Here is a 16,775-nt window from a genome sequence, read left to right on the forward strand (position 1 = left end):
GGGGAGCGCCAGGGCGTTGGGCGGGCGGGCCGTGATGCCGATGAGAGCTAAGCAGACGCGTCAGCCCGCGCAACCCCGGGCCGCTTCACACGGTTGACGCGGCGTCGGCTCTGCGGTTCCCTTGCGTTCACTGGGTGACCAGATGCAGGCCAATCACGAACCTCCTTGTGGCATTACGACTCTGCTCCGCGAGCAGTTCGATCGGTGGAAGTCAGACCCGAAGCACCTCGACCTCGATTGGGGCTACTACTCGCCCGATTGCCCGCCGTTGCTGTTTATTGGTGGCGGTGGGGTAGGCGCCACGGCGGTGCCTCTCATCACCGTCAGCATCGAGCCGTTGCGGACGTACCACTTCGAGGCGCAGATCGCGCAAGCAGCGCCGTCGGTTCGGTCGTACATCGACTGGAACTGGTCGTACTTCGACGTGTTCCCGCGGGTCGTCAGCGGCGTCGTGCAGCCCTACTGGCGCAACATGGTGGAGTTCGGCGAGGGGTGGTCATCAGCCCGCATTGACCCGACCTCACCGTGGGCGTCATTTCGCGGCTTCATGATCGAACTACCGTACATCCCGATGCATGCATGCGAGCACGTTCCGCGCGCGTCCCGGGCCGCCGGCCATGCTCTGAAGGACCTGTTTGCCGCTCGTGTGGAAGCGCTGGTGAAACTCTGGCCTGACGCGACGTTCGTGGTTCTTGCGTCCGCGGTGCGCCGACAGCTTGAGCGAGCCAACCTTCTCGACGATCTCCGACCTCTCGTCCTGAGTATGTCTGCCACGGAGCGTGGATTGTATGGGGACGCGTTCGCCACACGCGTCGCGGTGGGCACGCTCGCCACCGGAGCCCGCCCTCGAGTCATCGTGCGTCACGGGCCCTTCTCTCGCCAATACAATCCCCGACGTGAGGGGCGACGCGAGTTGGGTCGGCGCTTTCGGGAACTCGTCGCCCGCCCCGAGTAGGGCTGCAAGCTGAGCGACACATGCGCCGCCCAACCACGCCATGCACCCGACGGCGCTTCGCGCCGCGGGTGATGGCCAGGCCGTTCGGCCCGCGCCCGCCACGGGCGACTGCGCGCCTCGTGATCCGAGCGCGGCGGCCGCACAAGGAGGCGGCCGCGGCGCGGCGCGCGTGGCTCGCCGGCCGCCCGCCGTCGCGCGCAGTCGCGAGCCTTCGCGCAGCGGCGCGCCGCTTCTACCGAGCGCGCTCGCAGCGCGCGCCCTCGGCGCAGGCGCGGTCTCCCCGCCGCTCCCGCCCGCGCCGCGCCCAGGCCGAAGACCCGCGCCGCAGCCCCTCGCGGGCGTTCCCGAAACGGCCAGCGCGCGCCGATGAGAACCTGGCGCGGATCGACGACTTCGTGCGGTGCCTGGCGCGGGGCGCGGATCAACGCCGGGAGGCTGCGCCGGCGTGCCCGGGGCGCGAGCCCAGCAGGCCGGGGCGCGAACCCAGCAGTGCGTGGAGCGCAGCCAACGGGTCGGAGAGCGCGTCCAGCGCCGCCGAGACGGCCGTGAATCGTGCCAGCAGATCCGAGGAGGCGTACCAGCAGATTCGGGGAGCCGTATCAGCAGATCCGAGGAGGCGTATCAGCAGATTCGGAGAGCCGTACCAGCAGGTCCGAGGAAGCGTACCAGCGGGTCGGGGGAGCCGTACCAGCAGATCCGAGGGAGCACACCAGCTGATCCGGGGAGCCGTACCAGCAGATCCGAGGAAGCATACCAGCAGGTTCGGGGAGCGTACGCGTTCTGCGGACCACATCCTGTCTTCGAGCCTCTGCGCCGCTTAGAAACCCGCGCCGGAGGTACCGATGGACGAGAGCACACGCACCTGGCGCGACCGCGTGGCGCGCTGGCACAAGAGCGGGCACTCCGCCCGCGTGTTCGCGGAGCAGGAGGGGGTCAACGCCGGCACACTGTACTCCTGGAGCCGCCGACTGGGCATGAAGCGGAGCGAGCACCGGCAGCGCTCGGAGAAGGCGACGCTTCCGGCGCTGCTGCCCGTGGTGGTCGCCCCGCCTGCAGCCACGACGCCCTCTTCGGGCGCGGCGCTGGAGATCGTCTTGCCGGACGGGGCGGTCGTCCGCGTCCCGCCGTCGTTCGACGAGGTTACGCTGGCGCGCGTTGTTCGTGCGCTCGGGGGGGCACGATGATCCCTGGCCGCGTCTCGATCTACGTTGCCACCGAGCCGCTCGATCTACGGCGCTCGTTCGATGGTCTCGCTGCCGTCGTGCGCGAGGTGCTGCGACAAGACCCGCTCTCCGGAGCGCTGTTTCTCTTTTTCAACCGGGCGGCCGATCGCTGCAAGGCCCTTTGGTGGGACCGCAGCGGATACTGTCTACTTTACAAAAGGCTCGAGCGTGGGGCATTTCGAGCCCCACGTGCCGTCACTCCGGGAGCCACGAGCGTCCTTATTGACGCCGCCGAGCTCGCGAAGATCCTGGAAGGCATCGCCCTGTCGCCCTCGAAGTTGCGGCGAGCGGTCCCGTTCGCCGAGACCGCACCGCCGCAGGTCCCCTGATCTCGCCTGACAGCCTCGCACGCTCCTGGGTAGCCCCCACGGTTGCATTGCCTCGAGCGACATGAATTTTCCTCCACAAGCCCCTTCAAAAAGCAAGAGCTCACGAGTACTTACCGCGTCGTGAGCAAGCCGGTCGAAGAGCAGATTCGCGAGCTCAAGGACAAGCTCGCGCGCGCTGCCCACGAGCGGGACGAGTACCGCAAGCTCTACGAGCTCGCCAGCATCGAGCTGGAGCGGCTTCGCCGGCACATCTTCGGCCAGAAGGCCGAGCACGTCGACCCCGGGCAGATGCAGCTCGCCTTCGATGCGATCGTGCAGATGCTCGCGGGCACCGGGGCGCGGCCGGATGCGGGCGCGACCGGCTCACCCGACGGTGGCGATGGCGCGGCGCCGAACGGCTCCTCCGGAGGCGGGGACAAGGGGCGCCAGGCTCGCCCGCACGGGCGGCAACGGCTGCCCGAGCATCTGCCGGTCGAGCGGATCGAGCTGTTGCCGCCGGAGGCGCAGGACGAGCGCGCGACCGCGCTTGTCCGCATCGGCGAGGAGGTGTCGGAGATGCTGGAGTGGCGGCCCGCGAGCTTCGTGCGACTGCAGATCGTGAGGCCGAAGTTCGCGGTCAAAGGTGAGCCCGAGCAAGGCATCACGATCGCCGACGTCCCCGACAGCCCTGTCCCGCGCAGCCTCGCCGGTCCGGGGTTGCTCGCGCACGTGCTGGTCAGCAAGTACGCCGACCACTTGCCGCTCCACCGGCAGGAGAAGATGTTCGAGCGCTGGGGCCTTCACCTCTCGCGCTCGACGCTGTGCGGCTGGGTCGAGGCGTGCGCCGACAAGCTCGCGATCCTCGTCGGGGCGATGGCCAAGGACGCCCTGAACGCGCACTGCATCGCCATCGACGCCACCGGCGTGCTCGTGCAAGCAAAGGACAAGTGTCGGCGGGGCCACTTCTGGGTCCTGGTGGCGGACCGAGATCACGTCCTGTTCCGTTTCACGCCGCATCACAACCAGGATGGCCCGAAGGAGTTCCTTCGCGGCTACAAGGGCTATGTCCAGGCCGACGCCTCGAACGTCTACGAGCAGCTCTTCCGCACCGAGGGGGTGACCGAGGTCGGTTGCTGGGCCCATTGCCGGCGGAAGTTCTTCGAGGCGATGACCTCCGACCGGGACCGCGCGACGGTAGCCATCGGCTTCATTCGCAAGCTCTACGCGATCGACAAGGCGACCAAGGAGCTGGCTCCGAACCGTCGAACCGAGCAGCGCCGGACGGATGCCGAGCCCGTGCTCGTGGCCTTCCGCGCGTGGCTTGAGACAGAGGACCTGCTCGTCCTGCCGAGGAGCCCCATCGCAGGCGCCATCGGCTACGCGCTCAACCAATGGACCGCACTCACTCGCTTCCTCGAGGATGGCCGGCTCCGCCTCGACAACAACCGGAGCGAGCTTGAGCTCCGCCGTGAAGCCGTGGGCCGTAAGAACTGGCTCTTCGTGGGCAGCAAGGACGGCGCCGAGTGGAACGCCACCATCGTGTCGCTCATCGCCTCCTGCGCGCTGCACGGCATCGAGCCCTGGGCCTACTTGCGCGACGTGCTGATCATGCTGCCCACCTGGCCTCCCGAGCGGGTCATCGAGCTCGCTCCGAAGTCCTGGAAGCAGACCCTCGAGAACGCCGACGCTCGGCAGCGGCTCGCGGCCAGTCCGTGGCCCCGGGCGCCGGACGCGACGCCCAGCTGATCGATCGTCGGCGTCGCCGTCCGCTGCCGTGGGCACGGACGCATGCTTTCCGGCTGCCGGGCGCGCAGCTCGCCGGCTTTGGCGCGCTGGTGCCGGCTCTTCGGCGCTTGCGCGGTCGACGCGTGGCTTCCGGCGCCTTGTCGACGATTCGGGCCCGGCAGAGGCATCGGCGGCACGCGGCTTCGCCGCCGCGCGCCTGCGGGCGACGTGCACGCGGGCGGTGACCTCAGCGTCGACCGCCGTTTCCTCCGCTCGCTGCTGGGCCCAGCCACCCTTCGCCGCAGACCGCTCTTCCTCTCGCATCGGGTCGCGAATCTACGGCGACGCCACGCACCACGCGAGGATGGGGTCTACAGGACGGATACCGGGGAGCCGTACCAGCGGGTGCTGGCACGCGTCCCGGGGTCGCTGGGGAGCCGCCGGGATGTGCTGGCACGGCGCCGGGATGTGCTGGCACGGCGCCGGGAGTTGCTGGCAGCCGACCTGGCCGAGGCGCGCGATAGCCTTCGCCGCGAAATGCGGGCCAGAGCTCACCCGCACGAGCATGTCCGCAAGGCGCTGGTCCGCGGCGGCGTCCCAGCGGAGCGGATCGCACACGCGTTCTCCTCGGACGCCCCCTGTCGTTACTCCGACGTCCTTGCGGCGTGAGCGCGGCCGCCGCCCGGGTGGCGCCGCAAGCACACGGTCTCCCTCGACGTCGCGTCGGCCTCTCGATGGCCGAGAATCCATGTCGCAGGCGAGCGGGGGAGAGCCACCCGTGCGCCACGCTACTGCGTGATCTCCCGGGGCGGCGCCGCCGCCGACGCTCCGAACGCGTAGGACACGCCCACTTCGGCGCGGAAGGGGACGAGCGGGGGCGGCTCGAGGCCGTGGGTGGAGCGATAGCCCGCGCGCAGCCCGAGCTCGACGCTCGGGCCGATCGACAGCCCGAACGCGAGGCTCGCGTCGAGGTAGCCCCCCGCGGGCGCATAAAAGCCGTCGCGGATGCCCTCGTAGGTCGCGCGCGCGCGGTCGCTCGCCGCGATGTACGTGCTCAGGATCGCCGTGTACTCCACCTCCAGCGCGATGAACCAGCCGCGCTGGAAATACCCGCCTGCGAGCCCGGGGTGCGCGCCCACGCTCGCGAACCGGAACGTCTGGTTGTCGCCCGTCTGCACCGGCAGCCCCAGGCGCCCGGCGAGCCCCCAGCCGCCGTGCTGCAAGAGCGTCGCGCGCGCCGCCGGCTCCAGGCGGAAGGAGTCAAGCGCCGGCACGAGGAAGACCGGCAGCGTCAGCCCGATCTCGAGGTCGAGGCGGCGCACGAGCCGCTCCACCGGGATCGCCCGCCCGTAGGCGAGCTCCAGCGCGGGCGCGGAGTTCCATCCGAGATTGACGTGCGTCGCGTTCTCTTGCTCTCCTTGATACCCGCTGATGGGCGCGGCCGACGCGACAGCGGAGACCACCGTCGCGGCCACCGCCGCGGCGAGGGCGGCGGCCCTCATCTCGCCCCCTCGTAGGCGCCGAGATGGGCGCGCAGGACCTCCATGACACGATCGGGGTGCTTGTTCACCCAGCCGTGGTCCTCGCCCTCGATGCGGACGAGCTCGACGTCGCAAAAAAGAGGGGCGTGGTGGCGCTCTTGTTGCTCGAACCCGATGACGGTGTTGATCGTCGTCCCGATCAGGGTCACCGGCTTGCAGAAGCGATCGAGACCGGAAGAGAAATCGAAGTCCCACTCTCCGTCCGTCTTCGCCGAGCGCTGCAGGTCCCGCATCGCGCGCGCGCCCAGGCGGAAGGCCTTGAGGTTGTCGGGGTCGTCCGGGTCTTCGTAATACCCTGGCTGCGACCAGCCCTGTCCCAACGAGAGGAGGAAGTCTGCGCGCGCGTCTCCGTCGGGGCTCATGGCCCATTCCGACCAACCGAGATCGTTCAGCCCCTCGGCGGTGAGGCCGAACGTGAAGAGCTCGGTCTCGTTCGCGATCGCCGCGTTCAGGAAGCCCGGCTCGCTGAGGACGGCCTCTCCGACGCGGTCGGGGTGCCTCTGGATATAGAGGGCCGCGTACATGGCGCCCCACGAGTGCCCGAACAGCGTGACCGGCGCGTCGGGGGAGAAGTGCTGGACGAGCTCGTGGAGATCCGCGGTGTACGTCTCTGCGGTGAAGTCCGATGAAGGGACGCGCTCCGAGAGGCCGGTGCCCCGTTGATCCCAGTGGACGACGAAGTACCGCTCGGAGAGCGCGCCGAGGCCGAGCATGCCGCGCATGTCGCCGCCGGGGCCGCCGTGCAGCGTGATGAGGGTGGGGTTCTTCGGGTCCCCTTGCGTGCGAAGGTGAATGAGGGCGCCGTCGCGGAGGGTGAAGCGAGGCAGCGAGTCGTCCTCCGCGACCGTCCTCGGGACGAGGTTTCCAGGCGTGTCCGGATCCAGGCAGCCCGAGGCGAGCCCGAGGCACGCGAGGCAAGCGATACAAGAGCGGCGGACGAAGGAGCGCATGACCGGAGCGTACGAACCCGGGCCGCCCACGGCATTGTGCCGCCACGCCAATCGATTGTCCGGCGGCGCCCTCGGCTACGCCCTACGCCATGGAGCGCTCGCGGAGCTGGCCCGGCGTGCTCCCCGTCCACCGCCGGAAGGCCTTGTAGAACGCGCTCACATCGGAGAAGCCCACCAGCGCGCCGATCTCCGCGAGCCCGATGGCGGGATCCTCCAGGTAGCGCAGCGCGAGCTCTTCGCGGGTCTTCTCGACGAGCGCTCGGAAGGGAAAGCCGTCCTCCGAGAGGCGTCGTTGCAGCGTGCGCGCGCTCAGCCCGAGCCGCTTCGCCACCGTCGCCAGCTTGGGAGCGCCGCCGTGCAGCTCGAGGGCGAGCGCGTGCCGCGCGCGCTCCACGAGGCTCGCGTGGGCGGGCGGGAGCTTTTGCACGAGCAGGGCGGCGTGGCGCTCGAGGACGGCACAGAGCTCGGGGGCGGCCCCTTTCATCGGCGTCGCGAGCGCCGCGCGCGGGAGGACGATCGCGTCGCCGGGCGCTCGAAACCGAACCGGGCAAGCGAAGATCCGGGTGTACGCCTCGAGCTCGGCGCAGCGCGGGTGACGGAACTGGATCGAGGAAGGCGATAGCGGCGTGGCGGCGAGCGCGCGGAAGCGAAGGACGATGTTCGCGAAGCCGAACTCGGTCGCGACCCGGTGCGGGGCCGCGCCGGGGACGTGCTCCCGGACGAGCCGGGCCTCCTTGCCATCGACGTGAAGGACATGGCGCACGGCCGTGCTGATGACGGCGAAGTGCCGCGAGAACCTCTGGAAGGCGTCGCCCACCGTGTCGCTCGACGCGACGACGTAATCCATCACATCCCAGTGGCCGATCGAGAGCGCCTCCGCGGCGCGGAGCCCGACGCCCGGATCGCCGGCCCTCTCGACGACATCGTCCCAGAGCGCGATCCACCGGCGATAGGAGAGCCGGAAGTCGGGGTTGCGCAGCTCCTCCGGCGTGAGCCCGTGCGCTCGGGCGAGCGAGCCCCCGTCGATCCCGGCAGCCTCCGCGGCCCCGAGCACGCTCCGCAGCGCCTTCACGCCGACGCTCAGCGCGCGCTCGCCCTCCGCCTTCACGAGCGGGGCGAGCCGCCGGCGAGAGCTCACGAGGCGGGGCCTGCGCGACACGTTCACTGCCGCCCGCGGCGGCGCGCCAGGATCTTCTCTGCCGCGGTGAGCGGCCGCCCCTCGCGCGCCGCGCCGCCCGCGCCCGTTGCGTGTCCGCCCCCCGGGGACGGGGGTTGAGGCCCCACCGCCGACCCAGGTTGGGGCCCCGCCGCCGCCGACCCAGGTTGAGGCCTCATCGCCGACCCAGGTTGAGGCCCTGCCGCCGACCCAGGTTGAGGCCCCGCCGCCGACCCAGGTTGAGGCCCCGCCGCCGACCCAGGTTGAGGCCACGACCCAGGTTGAGGCCACGACGCCGCCGACCCAGGTTGAGGTCCCGGCGCCCGCGCCGTCTGCGCCGGCTCCCCGGGCGCCCCCCGCGCCTGCGCGCCCCCGCCGCGCCCGTCATCGCGCGGCGCCGGTCCCGCCTCCGCGCCCTCGCGCCGCTCGCGCCCCCGCTCTCGCGCCGACAGCAGCGCCCCCACGGTCGCGCCCGCGGCGGCCGGCTCCACGGCGGCTCCCCACCGCGCCGCGCGCAGCCGCTCTCCCGCCCGCGCGAGCCACGCCGCCGCGGCTTCCGGCAGCGCGAGCCGCCGTGCCGCCACCGCGAGCAGCAGCGCGAGCGCGGCGAAGAACACAAGGCTCGGCGTCGCGTCCCGGTACGCGAAGCGCTTCGACGCCCGGTCCTCGAAGATGCCCGCGAGCGTGTCGCGCCGCTTGCCCCCGGTGAACTCCGCGATCCGCCCGAGCAGCGACAGATCGCTGCCCGTCGGGCGCAGCTCCTCGCCGGCGGTCATCGCCGCCCCCGTGGTCCCGACCGCCTCGCCCGTGAGCTCGTCCCGGGCCACCGCCACGTAGGTCCCCGGCCGCGACAGCGGCAGCTTCGCCGTGTACGCGCCCGCGCCCGTCGCCTCGAGCGGGAGCTCTCGCGAGAAGCCGTCGGGCCCCGCGACGTGCACGACCAGCCGGCGGAACGACTGCGCCCGCCCGTCGTCGCCGATCACGCTCGCCCGCACCGACAGCTCGCCGCCCGACGCGTCCGCTTCCAGGCGCACGCGCGGATCCTCCTCCTTGCGCGTCACGTCGCGCGCGGCCTGCGCGATCATCCGCGCCGCGCCGGGCCAGCGCGTCCACGCGGCGCCCCAGCGGCCCTTGAGATCGCTCGTGAACGCGGCGGCCCGGCCGAGCCCCGCCGACCACACGGCGAGCACCGGATCGCCCTCCGGCCCGGACAGCAGCACCGTGGACCGGCTCTTCGGGACCGTCACCACGTAGCCCCCGAGCGGCGGCGCCTCGCCGAACGGCACGCCGGCGGTGATCGACGACGGCGCGCCCAGCGCGACGTGGAACGGCTCCTCCACGATCGCGCTCTTCGCCGCCATGATGGTCTCCTGCGTGAACACAGCGGGCAGCCGCGTGGCGTCCTCGACGAGGTAGAAGCGGCCGCCGCCGATGCGCGACAGCGCCTCGAGCTCGGGCACGTCGCTGCCCTGGCCCAGCGCCACGACGCTCGTCGTCGTCCCGCGGCGCATCGCCGCCTCCACCATCGCGCGGCACGGCCCCATGTTCTCCGCGTCCGATCCGTCGGCGAAGAGCAGCACGTGCTTCAGGCTCGAGGTGTCCCGGTCGAGCGCCTGGTACGCCGCCTCGAGGGTGATGTCGACGTAGATGCCGCCGCCGCCCGGGCCCACGGCGCGGATCGCCTTCTCGATCGCGGCGCCGTTCGCGACCGGCCCGAGCGGCACGCTCCACCGCACCGTCGTGTCGACGTGCGCGACGCCGAGCCGATCGCCGGCGCCGAGCAGCGAGGCCGACCGGGCCGCGGCCTCGTTGGCGAGCTCGAGCTTCGTGTGGGCGCCGGCGGTCGCCGCCATCGACCCGGAGATGTCGATGCCGATCACCTCGGCCAGGCTCGCCCGCCGCCGCTCCTGCTTCAGGTCGAACGCGACGGGCGAGATCTCCTCGAGCGGCGTCCGCGCGTAGCCGCCCGGCCCCATGCTCCGATCGCCGCCCATCAGGAGGAGCCCGCCGCCGAGATCGCGGACGTAGCTCGCGAGCGCGTCGATCTGGCCCGGCGAGAGATCCGACGCGCGGATGTCGCTGAGCACCACGACGTCGTAGCCGGCGAGCTCCCCGAGATCGGCGGGGACGCGGCTCAGGCCGCCCTCGTCCACGCGGAACGCGCCGTCCGCGAGCGCCCGCGCGATGAACGCGCCCTGCCCGGCGTCGCCCTCCAGCACGAGGGCCGCCGCGGCCCCGCGGACGCGCAGGAACGCGCTCGCCGCGTTGTCCTCGGCGGCCTCGTCGAGCCTCGGATCCTTCGCGGTGATCTCGACGTCGTAGCGGTGCAGCCCGGGCCCCGGCGCCTTCTCCCGGATGCGCAGCACGTCTTCTCCCGCGGCGATCGAGGCCTCGGTGCGGGCGATGAGCTCGCCGTCGCGGCGGAGGCGGATCTCGACCTCGGCCGGCGACGGAGACGAGGTGACGAGCCGCAGATCGAGCGCCTCACCCTCGTCGGCCCGCGCGGGCGCGCGGAGGGCGACCACGCGGACGTCGGGGACGAGCCGCTGCTCCAGCGGGATCACGTCGACAGGGAGGCCGGCGGCGACGGCGGCGGCGGCCGCGGCCATCGTGTCGCCGCGGGTCGCGACGCCGTCGCTGAGCAGCACGACGCGCGCCGCGGAGTCCGGCGGCACCTCGGCGAGCGCGCGCCGGATGCCGGCGGCGAGGTCCGTCCCGTCCCGGCCGAGCGCGACCCGCTGCGGCGCCGCGAGCTGCGAGCGCGGGCGCGGCGGATCCTCGGTCGCCGCGCCCGCGGCGAACGCGATGGTGGCGATCCGATCGTCCTCGCGCATGCCGAGCTCGGCGACGGAGAGCTCCTGCGCGACGCGCCGATCGGCGCTCGGTACGAGGTCGATCGAGCGGCTGCGATCGATTGCGACCAGGACGGTGAGCCGGTCGAGTGGCCGGCCAAGCTCTGGCCCGGCCACGGCCATGGCCGCGGCGAGCGCGGCGAAGGGGGCGAGGGAGTCGCCGAGCCGCGAGCGCCACGCCCCCTGCCGGCGGGCGTGCGCCGAGGCGAGCGCGAGCGCGAGGTACCGGAGCGCGATGAACGACGTGGCGCCCAGCGCGAGCAGCGCGCCCCAGGGCCGCGCGAGCCGGAGATGGGTGTCCGGGAGCAGGCCGCACCAGACGAGGCCCACGTAGAGCGCCGGCAGCGCGCCTGCCACCATCCAGCCGAGCAGGATCGGGCGGCGGAGCGCGCCGCGGCGGAGGGCGAGGCGCAGCAGCGCCGCGAAGACGAGCGCGCCGGCGAGCGTGGCGGCGTAGGGGAGGGCGCGCAGCGCGGCCGCCGGGATCAGGGAGGCCTCCGTTCGGTCCGCATGCGGGGGAGCCGCAGTAAATCATCTTTGCGGCGGCCCGGGGACGCCGCTTCGGCGGGTGTGGCCGAGTGCCCCATCGGCGACGCCGTGGGGCGCCTCTGTCGGTATCGAGCGGGTTTCATGGGGCGCTCCGGCGCATCGGAGCGCCTTTCCATGGAGCAGCTTTCCATGTTTGTCAGGGATGGCACGCCGTCTGCTTTAGCGGGGACAAGCGGGGACAAGCGGGGACAAGAGCGGACAAGAGCCGTCAAGAGCGGCCATGGGCGTGGCGAGGCCGCGCAGCCGGGGCAGGAGACATCATGTCGCGCATCGAGAGCACGGACACCTGGAGCGGCACGGACGGCGGCACATGGGATCTCGATGAGGGGTTCGGTGAGCCCGCGCGCAGCGCGCACCACCAGGAGGGGGATCTCGTCGCGGGCAAGTACCGCCTGGTCCGCAGGATCGGCGAGGGGGCGATGGGCACGGTCTGGATCGCGACGCACGTGGCGCTCGGGTCGGAGGTCGCGATCAAGCTGATGCGGCCCGAGCTCCGGTCGCCGGAGCTCGCGGAGTATTTCGTCCGCGAGGCGCGCGCCGCGGGCCGGCTGAACCACGCGGAGGTCGTCCGGATCTTCGACCTCGGCGAGACCGCGGCGGGGGACCCGTACCTGGTGATGGAGCTCATCGAGGGAGAGTCGCTGAGGAGCGCGCTCGCGCGCGAGGCGGCGATGACGCCGGAGCGTGCGATCGCGCTGCTCCTCCCGGTCGCGGGCGCGATGCACGCGGTGCACGAGAAGGGGGTCGTCCACCGCGACCTCAAGCCGGACAACGTGATGCTGGTGCGCCGCGGCGGCGGCCGGCTCCAGCCGAAGATCGTCGATTTCGGCGTCGCGAAGATCGTCTCCGAGCGCGAGGCGAGCCAGGCGTCGGCGAGCTTCGAGGTCTTCGGCACCCCCGACTACATGCCGCCGGAGCAGGTCCTCGCCGTCCCTGACATCGATCGCCGCGCCGATATCTGGTCGCTCTGCGCGATGCTGTACGAGCTCCTGTCGGGCCGGCCCCCGTTCTCGTCAAGGAACGCGCTGGACGGCCTGCGGGCGGTGCTGCAGGACGCGGTGCCGTCGCTCGTCGACACGTGCGGCCTCGACGCGGATCTCTGGGCGATCGTGGAGCGCGGGCTGCGGAAGGAGCCGTCCTCGCGCTGGTCGAGCATGCGCGAGCTCGGCGAGGCGCTCGCCGCGTGGCTGAGGGCGCGGGGCGTCCTGGAGGACGCGCGCGGCGTGTCGCTCGAGGGGGAGTGGCTTCCTTGCGAGGAGCCCTGTGTACCTGCGGGCCATGGCGCGGCGCCGCGCGTATCCTGGTGGGTGGAGGAGCGGAGCCGGCCGAGCCGCCGGTGGTCGTCGCGCCGCCGGGCGCACCGGGTCTACCGGGGCCGGCCTCAGGGCGAGCAGACGGCCTGCCCTTGAGGGTGGGGACGAGCCGCTGAGCGGTCCGAGCCGAGGGGCGGGGTGAGCGCGCTGAGGGCGGGTCGAAGCACGGCGGGGCGCAAGCTTGACCTTTGGGTCCGCGTATTGCTCTGCTCTGGCGGGTGAACGCCCGCGCCACCCCATCGCTGCTCATCTCGCGGCTCGTGATCGAAAATTTCCGGACGTTCCGAGGGCCCACGGAGATCGACCTGAGCTCTGGCGGCGCGGTGGACGCGATGCCCGTGCTTCACGGGGCCAACGGGGCCGGAAAATCGAATGCGCTCGCGGCGATTGATCTGTTCTTTCGGGCCGCCTCGTTCTGGCTGAGCTCGGTCGTGAGCCCTGATGCGATGGTCTCCCAGGACGGTGCTTTGAAGCTGCAGTGGGGCTTCAGCAACAGCTATTTCGGCCTGTCGATGAGCCACCGGAGCTGGCCTCCCGGTGTTCGCGATCCTCAGCGGATCGCAGTTCACTTCGACGATGCTCGGCTGGGCGCCCTCCGCATCACACTGACCCCTTCGGGCAACGACGTCCTCCTCCGGCTGGCGAGGGCGGTACCCGGCTCAGCGAACAGCTGGAGAGCGCTGCGAGGGCCGCTGAAGAATGCGGCGCAACGTGACGAGATTTCGCCGCTGAAGAACGCCATTGAGGCGCCGCTCGGCCCCGGGAGCAAGCCGTTCTTCCTGCTGGACGCTCGCCGTCGAGACTTCCGGGCCATCGGCGAGGGGGGGGCGCGCGACGAGGGGGGCAGCACCCTGTCCGCCGCCACGGCCGAGCGCCTCCTCGCGCTGGCGACCTCGCTCGATCCGGAAGAGACGGAGCGCTGGCGCGTCTTCGTGGAGCTCATCCATCGGTTCAAGACCCTGTCGGATCGAGAGATCTCCGTGCTCCGCGCGCCCGTGGCTGGCGGGGAGGTCACCGATCTGCGCTTCGAGGTCCGGGGCAAGCAGATCCTACGGCTCTCCGAGCTCAGCTCGGGCGAGCAGCAGGTGGTCGCTCTCGTCGCGGCCGTGCTCACGTCCCGCGCCGGCCTTGTTGCCATCGAGGAGCCGGAGATGAGCTTGCATCCCGACAACCAGGAGCTCGTCCGCGACATCCTGCGCGAGCAGGTGCAACGCGGGATCGTCGACCAGATCTTCCTCGAGAGCCACGTCCAGGTCTTCGACGGCCCCGAGGTGCTCCGGTTCAGCCGCTCTCCCGAGGGGGAGACGCTCGTCACGCGGCAGCCTTCGCGCTCGGACCGCGAGCTTCAAGATCGCGCGAGCAAGAGCGGCGCCAAGCAGCACTGGGTGACACCCGAGGGCTACACGCAGATCCCCGCGGAGATGCGCGGCGATCTCGGGCTGCAGAGCGGCGGATACCTGTGGTTCCTGCGTTCCCGACCGGAGGGCCGCTGGGAGGCATGGACCGCGTCAGAGCTCGACGAGCAGTTCGGTCTTGGCGATGAGTCCTCCAAGGATGCCTGACGTGCGGCTCTGGATTGACACCAACGCGGCGCGTAGCGTCGTCGACATCGAAAAGCTCTGCATTCTCGCTGGGAGCAAAAGGGTCGAGGTTGTAATCCATGCGCAGGTCTACCTTGAAAGGCGTCGCCAGATGCGTGTGAGCAAGGGCGCCAGATTCTCGGAGGTCCGCTTCGATGGCCTCCTCCGCCAGTTTGGCATCCAGATCATCGACATCCACCTTGATCATCCGACCGCCGCCCGATGGGCCGACAGCTTGTGTCAGCGGTATCCGACGGACCGCGATTGGGAGCTGGCGAAGAAGCGTACCCTCGGCGGCGAGCTGATCGCCGATTTCAAAGTCATCCCTGGAAAGATGCCGATGACCACGGACTGGCTCATCGCCCTCGCCGTCGAGGACGACCCCGCGTCGCGCATCATCACCCACGACGAGGGCGAGGAATGGCAGCGGCTCCGCGAAGCCGAGCCGAGGCGCGCCTTCCGCTGGGACGAGGCGGTCACCTGGCTTCAGAGCCTGCCCGCGGACGAGCCGTCACCCGGCTGAAGCGCATAGGGCGCCGCGCGGGGGTGCGGCATCGATCCGTGGAAGGTGGGCTAGCGTTCGCTCGGTGGTACCGAGCCTGCTCGGGTGCCCCAGCCTCGGAGGGCGCGGCGACCGCCCTGGCTCGCTCCGCCCGGGCCGCCGCGAGCCAGCGCGCCGCTCACGGCCTCCCGCCCGCCGTGCGAGCGAGGGTCACCGCGAGGGCTGGCCCGTGCGCAGCGGGCCACCTCGCGAGGTGGGCCAGAGCATGCAATTGGCCGCCGAGCCCGGGATCGTGAAGACATCCATTCCATGCTCGAAGGTCTGCACGAAGACCTCGAGCTGGCCGTCTCCGTCGAGATCACCCACCGCCGGCGCGGCGGGCGCGCCGTTGCCGTTCCCATTGCTGCCGGGGTTCGGCAGGGGCACGTCGTGCAGGACCGCGCCGTTCGCGCCGAGGATCACGAGGTTGCCCGAGTCGAGCACGTCGGGAGCGCCGTAGGTCGCCAGCAGGACCTCGGGTGAGCCGTCCTGGTTCAGGTCGGCCACGGTGGCCTCGGTCGCGAACATGATCGATTTGCCGTGCATGTAGTTGTATCGCCACAGGAGCGACGCGTCGGGGCCGAACGCATAGAGATACCCGTCGTTCATCGGGACGATGATCTCGGGCCGCGCGTCCCCCTGGAGGTTCACCGTCGTCGGCGAGGGCACGCCGCTCGGCGGGTAATAACCGTCGATCTCGAGCGGCCTCTCGCCGCGCGGGAGCGTCTCCCACCCGGGCTTGCGCATCGCCGATCGGTTTCCGTCGCCGTGCGCCCCCTCGAGCACCATCACCGCATATGCCTGCGTCTCGTAAGGCTCGTGCATCTCGACGTTCGGTACCCCGACGACCTCGTTCCGCCCGTCCCCGTCGAGATCGACCACGTTCGGCGGCGACGCGGTCCACTGCAGCCACTCGGCGGAGCTCGGGTGCGGCCATGTCCCGGTATGGAGATGGTAATGGTCGCCCTCCACCTTCGGGTCCGCCCAGCGGATGAACTGGCCCCAGGTCAGCGGCTTGTCGGCGAACGCGTCGTCGCGATTCTTGAAATACGGCGCGGCGTCGATCGCCACGCCGTCATGGTTGAACGCCTGGACGTGGTGGTTGTCGTAGGTGGCCAGGATCTCGAGCTCCGGGTCGTCATCGATGTCACCGATGCCGACGTTGAGCCCATAACACCCGAACCCGGAGTGCCCCATGCCGTTGCGATCGGCATCGTTCCCCGGGCCGCTCTGGTTGTTGTACCGAGGCCAGGCCGCGAAGCCGGCGCCCGCGGATGCGGGCCGATAGAGCGACCCATCCGCGCTGAAGACGAAGATCTGCGCGCCGCCGTCCTCGGTGCTCGCGGTCTGCGTCGTCGTCGCCACCACCTCGATGGTGCCGTCGCCGTCGAGATCCGCCGCGGCGAGCCCGCGCACCTCGGGGGCGTTGCCGGCCGTCGTGGTGTCCGCCGGCCACCCGGCCTTCAGCGCGAGCCCGCCCTGCCATTCGAATGCGAAGACCTGGTGACCGTTGCCATACACGATGTCGATCGCCCCGTCGCCCTCGAGGTCGGCGACCACGTGCGGCGCGTAAACCCGGTCCTCCCCGGCCTCGGCGCGATCGATCTCCTTCCCGTTCGAGTCGAAGACGAAGAGCGCATAATAAGCGGCGATGAGCTCGTTCCGACCGTCGCCGTCGAGGTCCATCACCACCGGCGACGCGTACCAGCTCGTCTGCCCGGGCAGGACCATCCGGTGCTCGGGCGCCTGCACCTCGCCGGTGCTCGTGCCCACCTCGCAGATCGGGTTGCGCGTGCCGCCCGTGCTGCCCGCGCCGCCGCCGGGGCCGCTCGCGCCATCCCCGAGATCGCCCCCGGCGCAGGCCGTCGCGAGCAGCGCGAGGAGCAACGCGACGCTGCCGAGCGCCCATTCACCCAGGCCGGTGCGCGCGGCCCCCGGCGAAGGGGGCGGGTGTCGAGGTCCGGTGGGGAACCCGCGATCGGAACGGCACGGGCAGCGCTGGGTAACCATGGGGCCTCCGGGGGATGCGCCGCCAGCGGGTGACACCCGCCGGCAGAAAAGGACAGGAGCCAAGCTCATCGA

13 protein-coding genes are annotated in these 16,775 nt (G+C 71.5%); 7 read left to right on the forward strand and 6 right to left on the reverse strand.

Features of this window, described 5'->3' with window-relative positions:
• Positions 1 to 142 precede the first annotated feature (142 nt).
• From WMF22_RS02515 to tnpC, 4 genes are all read left to right on the forward strand, one after another.
• Positions 143 to 955: a hypothetical protein gene (locus WMF22_RS02515; RefSeq protein WP_438034709.1), complete on the forward strand. Its 813-nt coding sequence runs from the start codon at positions 143 to 145 to the stop codon at positions 953 to 955.
• Positions 956 to 1,797: 842 nt separating this feature from the next.
• Positions 1,798 to 2,139: an IS66 family insertion sequence element accessory protein TnpA gene (tnpA, locus tag WMF22_RS02520; protein WP_437296051.1), complete on the forward strand. Its 342-nt coding sequence runs from the start codon at positions 1,798 to 1,800 to the stop codon at positions 2,137 to 2,139.
• Positions 2,136 to 2,507, forward strand: coding sequence for an IS66 family insertion sequence element accessory protein TnpB (gene tnpB / locus WMF22_RS02525; RefSeq protein ID WP_437296052.1), 372 nt, complete (start codon positions 2,136 to 2,138; stop codon positions 2,505 to 2,507). Before tnpA ends, tnpB begins: the two co-directional genes overlap by 4 nt.
• 42 nt (positions 2,508 to 2,549) lie before the next feature.
• Entirely contained in the window at positions 2,550 to 4,232 is a 1,683-nt protein-coding gene (tnpC, locus tag WMF22_RS02530; RefSeq protein ID WP_438034710.1) for an IS66 family transposase, read from the forward strand.
• 315 nt (positions 4,233 to 4,547) lie between these two features.
• Here tnpC and WMF22_RS02535 read toward each other — a convergent pair whose 3' ends face one another.
• From WMF22_RS02535 to WMF22_RS02555, 5 genes are all read right to left on the reverse strand, one after another.
• The gene (locus tag WMF22_RS02535; protein WP_438034711.1) at positions 4,548 to 4,829 is read right to left on the reverse strand and encodes a hypothetical protein; all 282 of its coding nucleotides are present in this window, start codon (positions 4,827 to 4,829) and stop codon (positions 4,548 to 4,550) included.
• Positions 4,830 to 4,999: 170 nt separating this feature from the next.
• Positions 5,000 to 5,713: a hypothetical protein gene (locus WMF22_RS02540; RefSeq protein WP_438034712.1), complete on the reverse strand. Its 714-nt coding sequence runs from the start codon at positions 5,711 to 5,713 to the stop codon at positions 5,000 to 5,002.
• Positions 5,710 to 6,702: an alpha/beta fold hydrolase gene (locus WMF22_RS02545; RefSeq protein ID WP_438034713.1), complete on the reverse strand. Its 993-nt coding sequence runs from the start codon at positions 6,700 to 6,702 to the stop codon at positions 5,710 to 5,712. The genes WMF22_RS02540 and WMF22_RS02545 overlap by 4 nt, the downstream gene beginning before the upstream one ends.
• Before the next feature lie 82 nt (positions 6,703 to 6,784).
• Entirely contained in the window at positions 6,785 to 7,840 is a 1,056-nt protein-coding gene (locus WMF22_RS02550; protein ID WP_438034714.1) for an AraC family transcriptional regulator, read from the reverse strand.
• Between the two features lie 23 nt (positions 7,841 to 7,863).
• Positions 7,864 to 11,070, reverse strand: coding sequence for a VWA domain-containing protein (locus WMF22_RS02555; RefSeq protein ID WP_438034715.1), 3,207 nt, complete (start codon positions 11,068 to 11,070; stop codon positions 7,864 to 7,866).
• A 449-nt stretch (positions 11,071 to 11,519) separates the two neighbouring features.
• On the opposite strand from WMF22_RS02555, the gene WMF22_RS02560 reads away from it, so the two are divergent.
• The 3 genes from WMF22_RS02560 to WMF22_RS02570 all read left to right on the forward strand — a co-directional run bounded on the left by WMF22_RS02560 (position 11,520) and on the right by WMF22_RS02570 (position 14,675).
• The gene (locus WMF22_RS02560; protein WP_438034716.1) at positions 11,520 to 12,668 is read left to right on the forward strand and encodes a serine/threonine-protein kinase; all 1,149 of its coding nucleotides are present in this window, start codon (positions 11,520 to 11,522) and stop codon (positions 12,666 to 12,668) included.
• 122 nt (positions 12,669 to 12,790) lie between these two features.
• Complete coding sequence (locus WMF22_RS02565; RefSeq protein ID WP_438034717.1) at positions 12,791 to 14,134, forward strand: AAA family ATPase; 1,344 nt, start codon at positions 12,791 to 12,793, stop codon at positions 14,132 to 14,134.
• A gap of 1 nt (position 14,135) precedes the next feature.
• The gene (locus WMF22_RS02570) at positions 14,136 to 14,675 is read left to right on the forward strand and encodes a hypothetical protein (protein ID WP_438034718.1); all 540 of its coding nucleotides are present in this window, start codon (positions 14,136 to 14,138) and stop codon (positions 14,673 to 14,675) included.
• 189 nt (positions 14,676 to 14,864) lie between these two features.
• Here the strand turns inward: WMF22_RS02570 and WMF22_RS02575 are convergent, their stop codons facing one another.
• Entirely contained in the window at positions 14,865 to 16,703 is a 1,839-nt protein-coding gene (locus tag WMF22_RS02575; protein WP_438034719.1) for an FG-GAP repeat domain-containing protein, read from the reverse strand.
• Positions 16,704 to 16,775 lie beyond the last annotated feature (72 nt).

The sequence above is a fragment of the Sorangium sp. So ce204 genome (assembly GCF_051526795.1).
Classification (GTDB): domain Bacteria; phylum Myxococcota_A; class Polyangia; order Polyangiales; family Polyangiaceae; genus Sorangium; species Sorangium cellulosum_B.

Excerpts from the sequence above, each read along its gene's own strand:
- WMF22_RS02515 (WP_438034709.1), top strand. The coding sequence starts at position 143 with ATGCAGGCCAATCACGAACCTCCTTGTGGCATTACGACTCTGCTCCGC.
- tnpA (WP_437296051.1), top strand. The coding sequence starts at position 1,798 with ATGGACGAGAGCACACGCACCTGGCGCGACCGCGTGGCGCGCTGGCAC.
- tnpB (WP_437296052.1), top strand. The coding sequence starts at position 2,136 with ATGATCCCTGGCCGCGTCTCGATCTACGTTGCCACCGAGCCGCTCGAT.
- WMF22_RS02540 (WP_438034712.1), bottom strand. The coding sequence starts at position 5,713 with ATGAGGGCCGCCGCCCTCGCCGCGGCGGTGGCCGCGACGGTGGTCTCC.
- WMF22_RS02545 (WP_438034713.1), bottom strand. The coding sequence starts at position 6,702 with ATGCGCTCCTTCGTCCGCCGCTCTTGTATCGCTTGCCTCGCGTGCCTC.
- WMF22_RS02555 (WP_438034715.1), bottom strand. The coding sequence starts at position 11,070 with ATGGTGGCAGGCGCGCTGCCGGCGCTCTACGTGGGCCTCGTCTGGTGC.
- WMF22_RS02560 (WP_438034716.1), top strand. The coding sequence starts at position 11,520 with ATGTCGCGCATCGAGAGCACGGACACCTGGAGCGGCACGGACGGCGGC.
- WMF22_RS02575 (WP_438034719.1), bottom strand. The coding sequence starts at position 16,703 with ATGGTTACCCAGCGCTGCCCGTGCCGTTCCGATCGCGGGTTCCCCACC.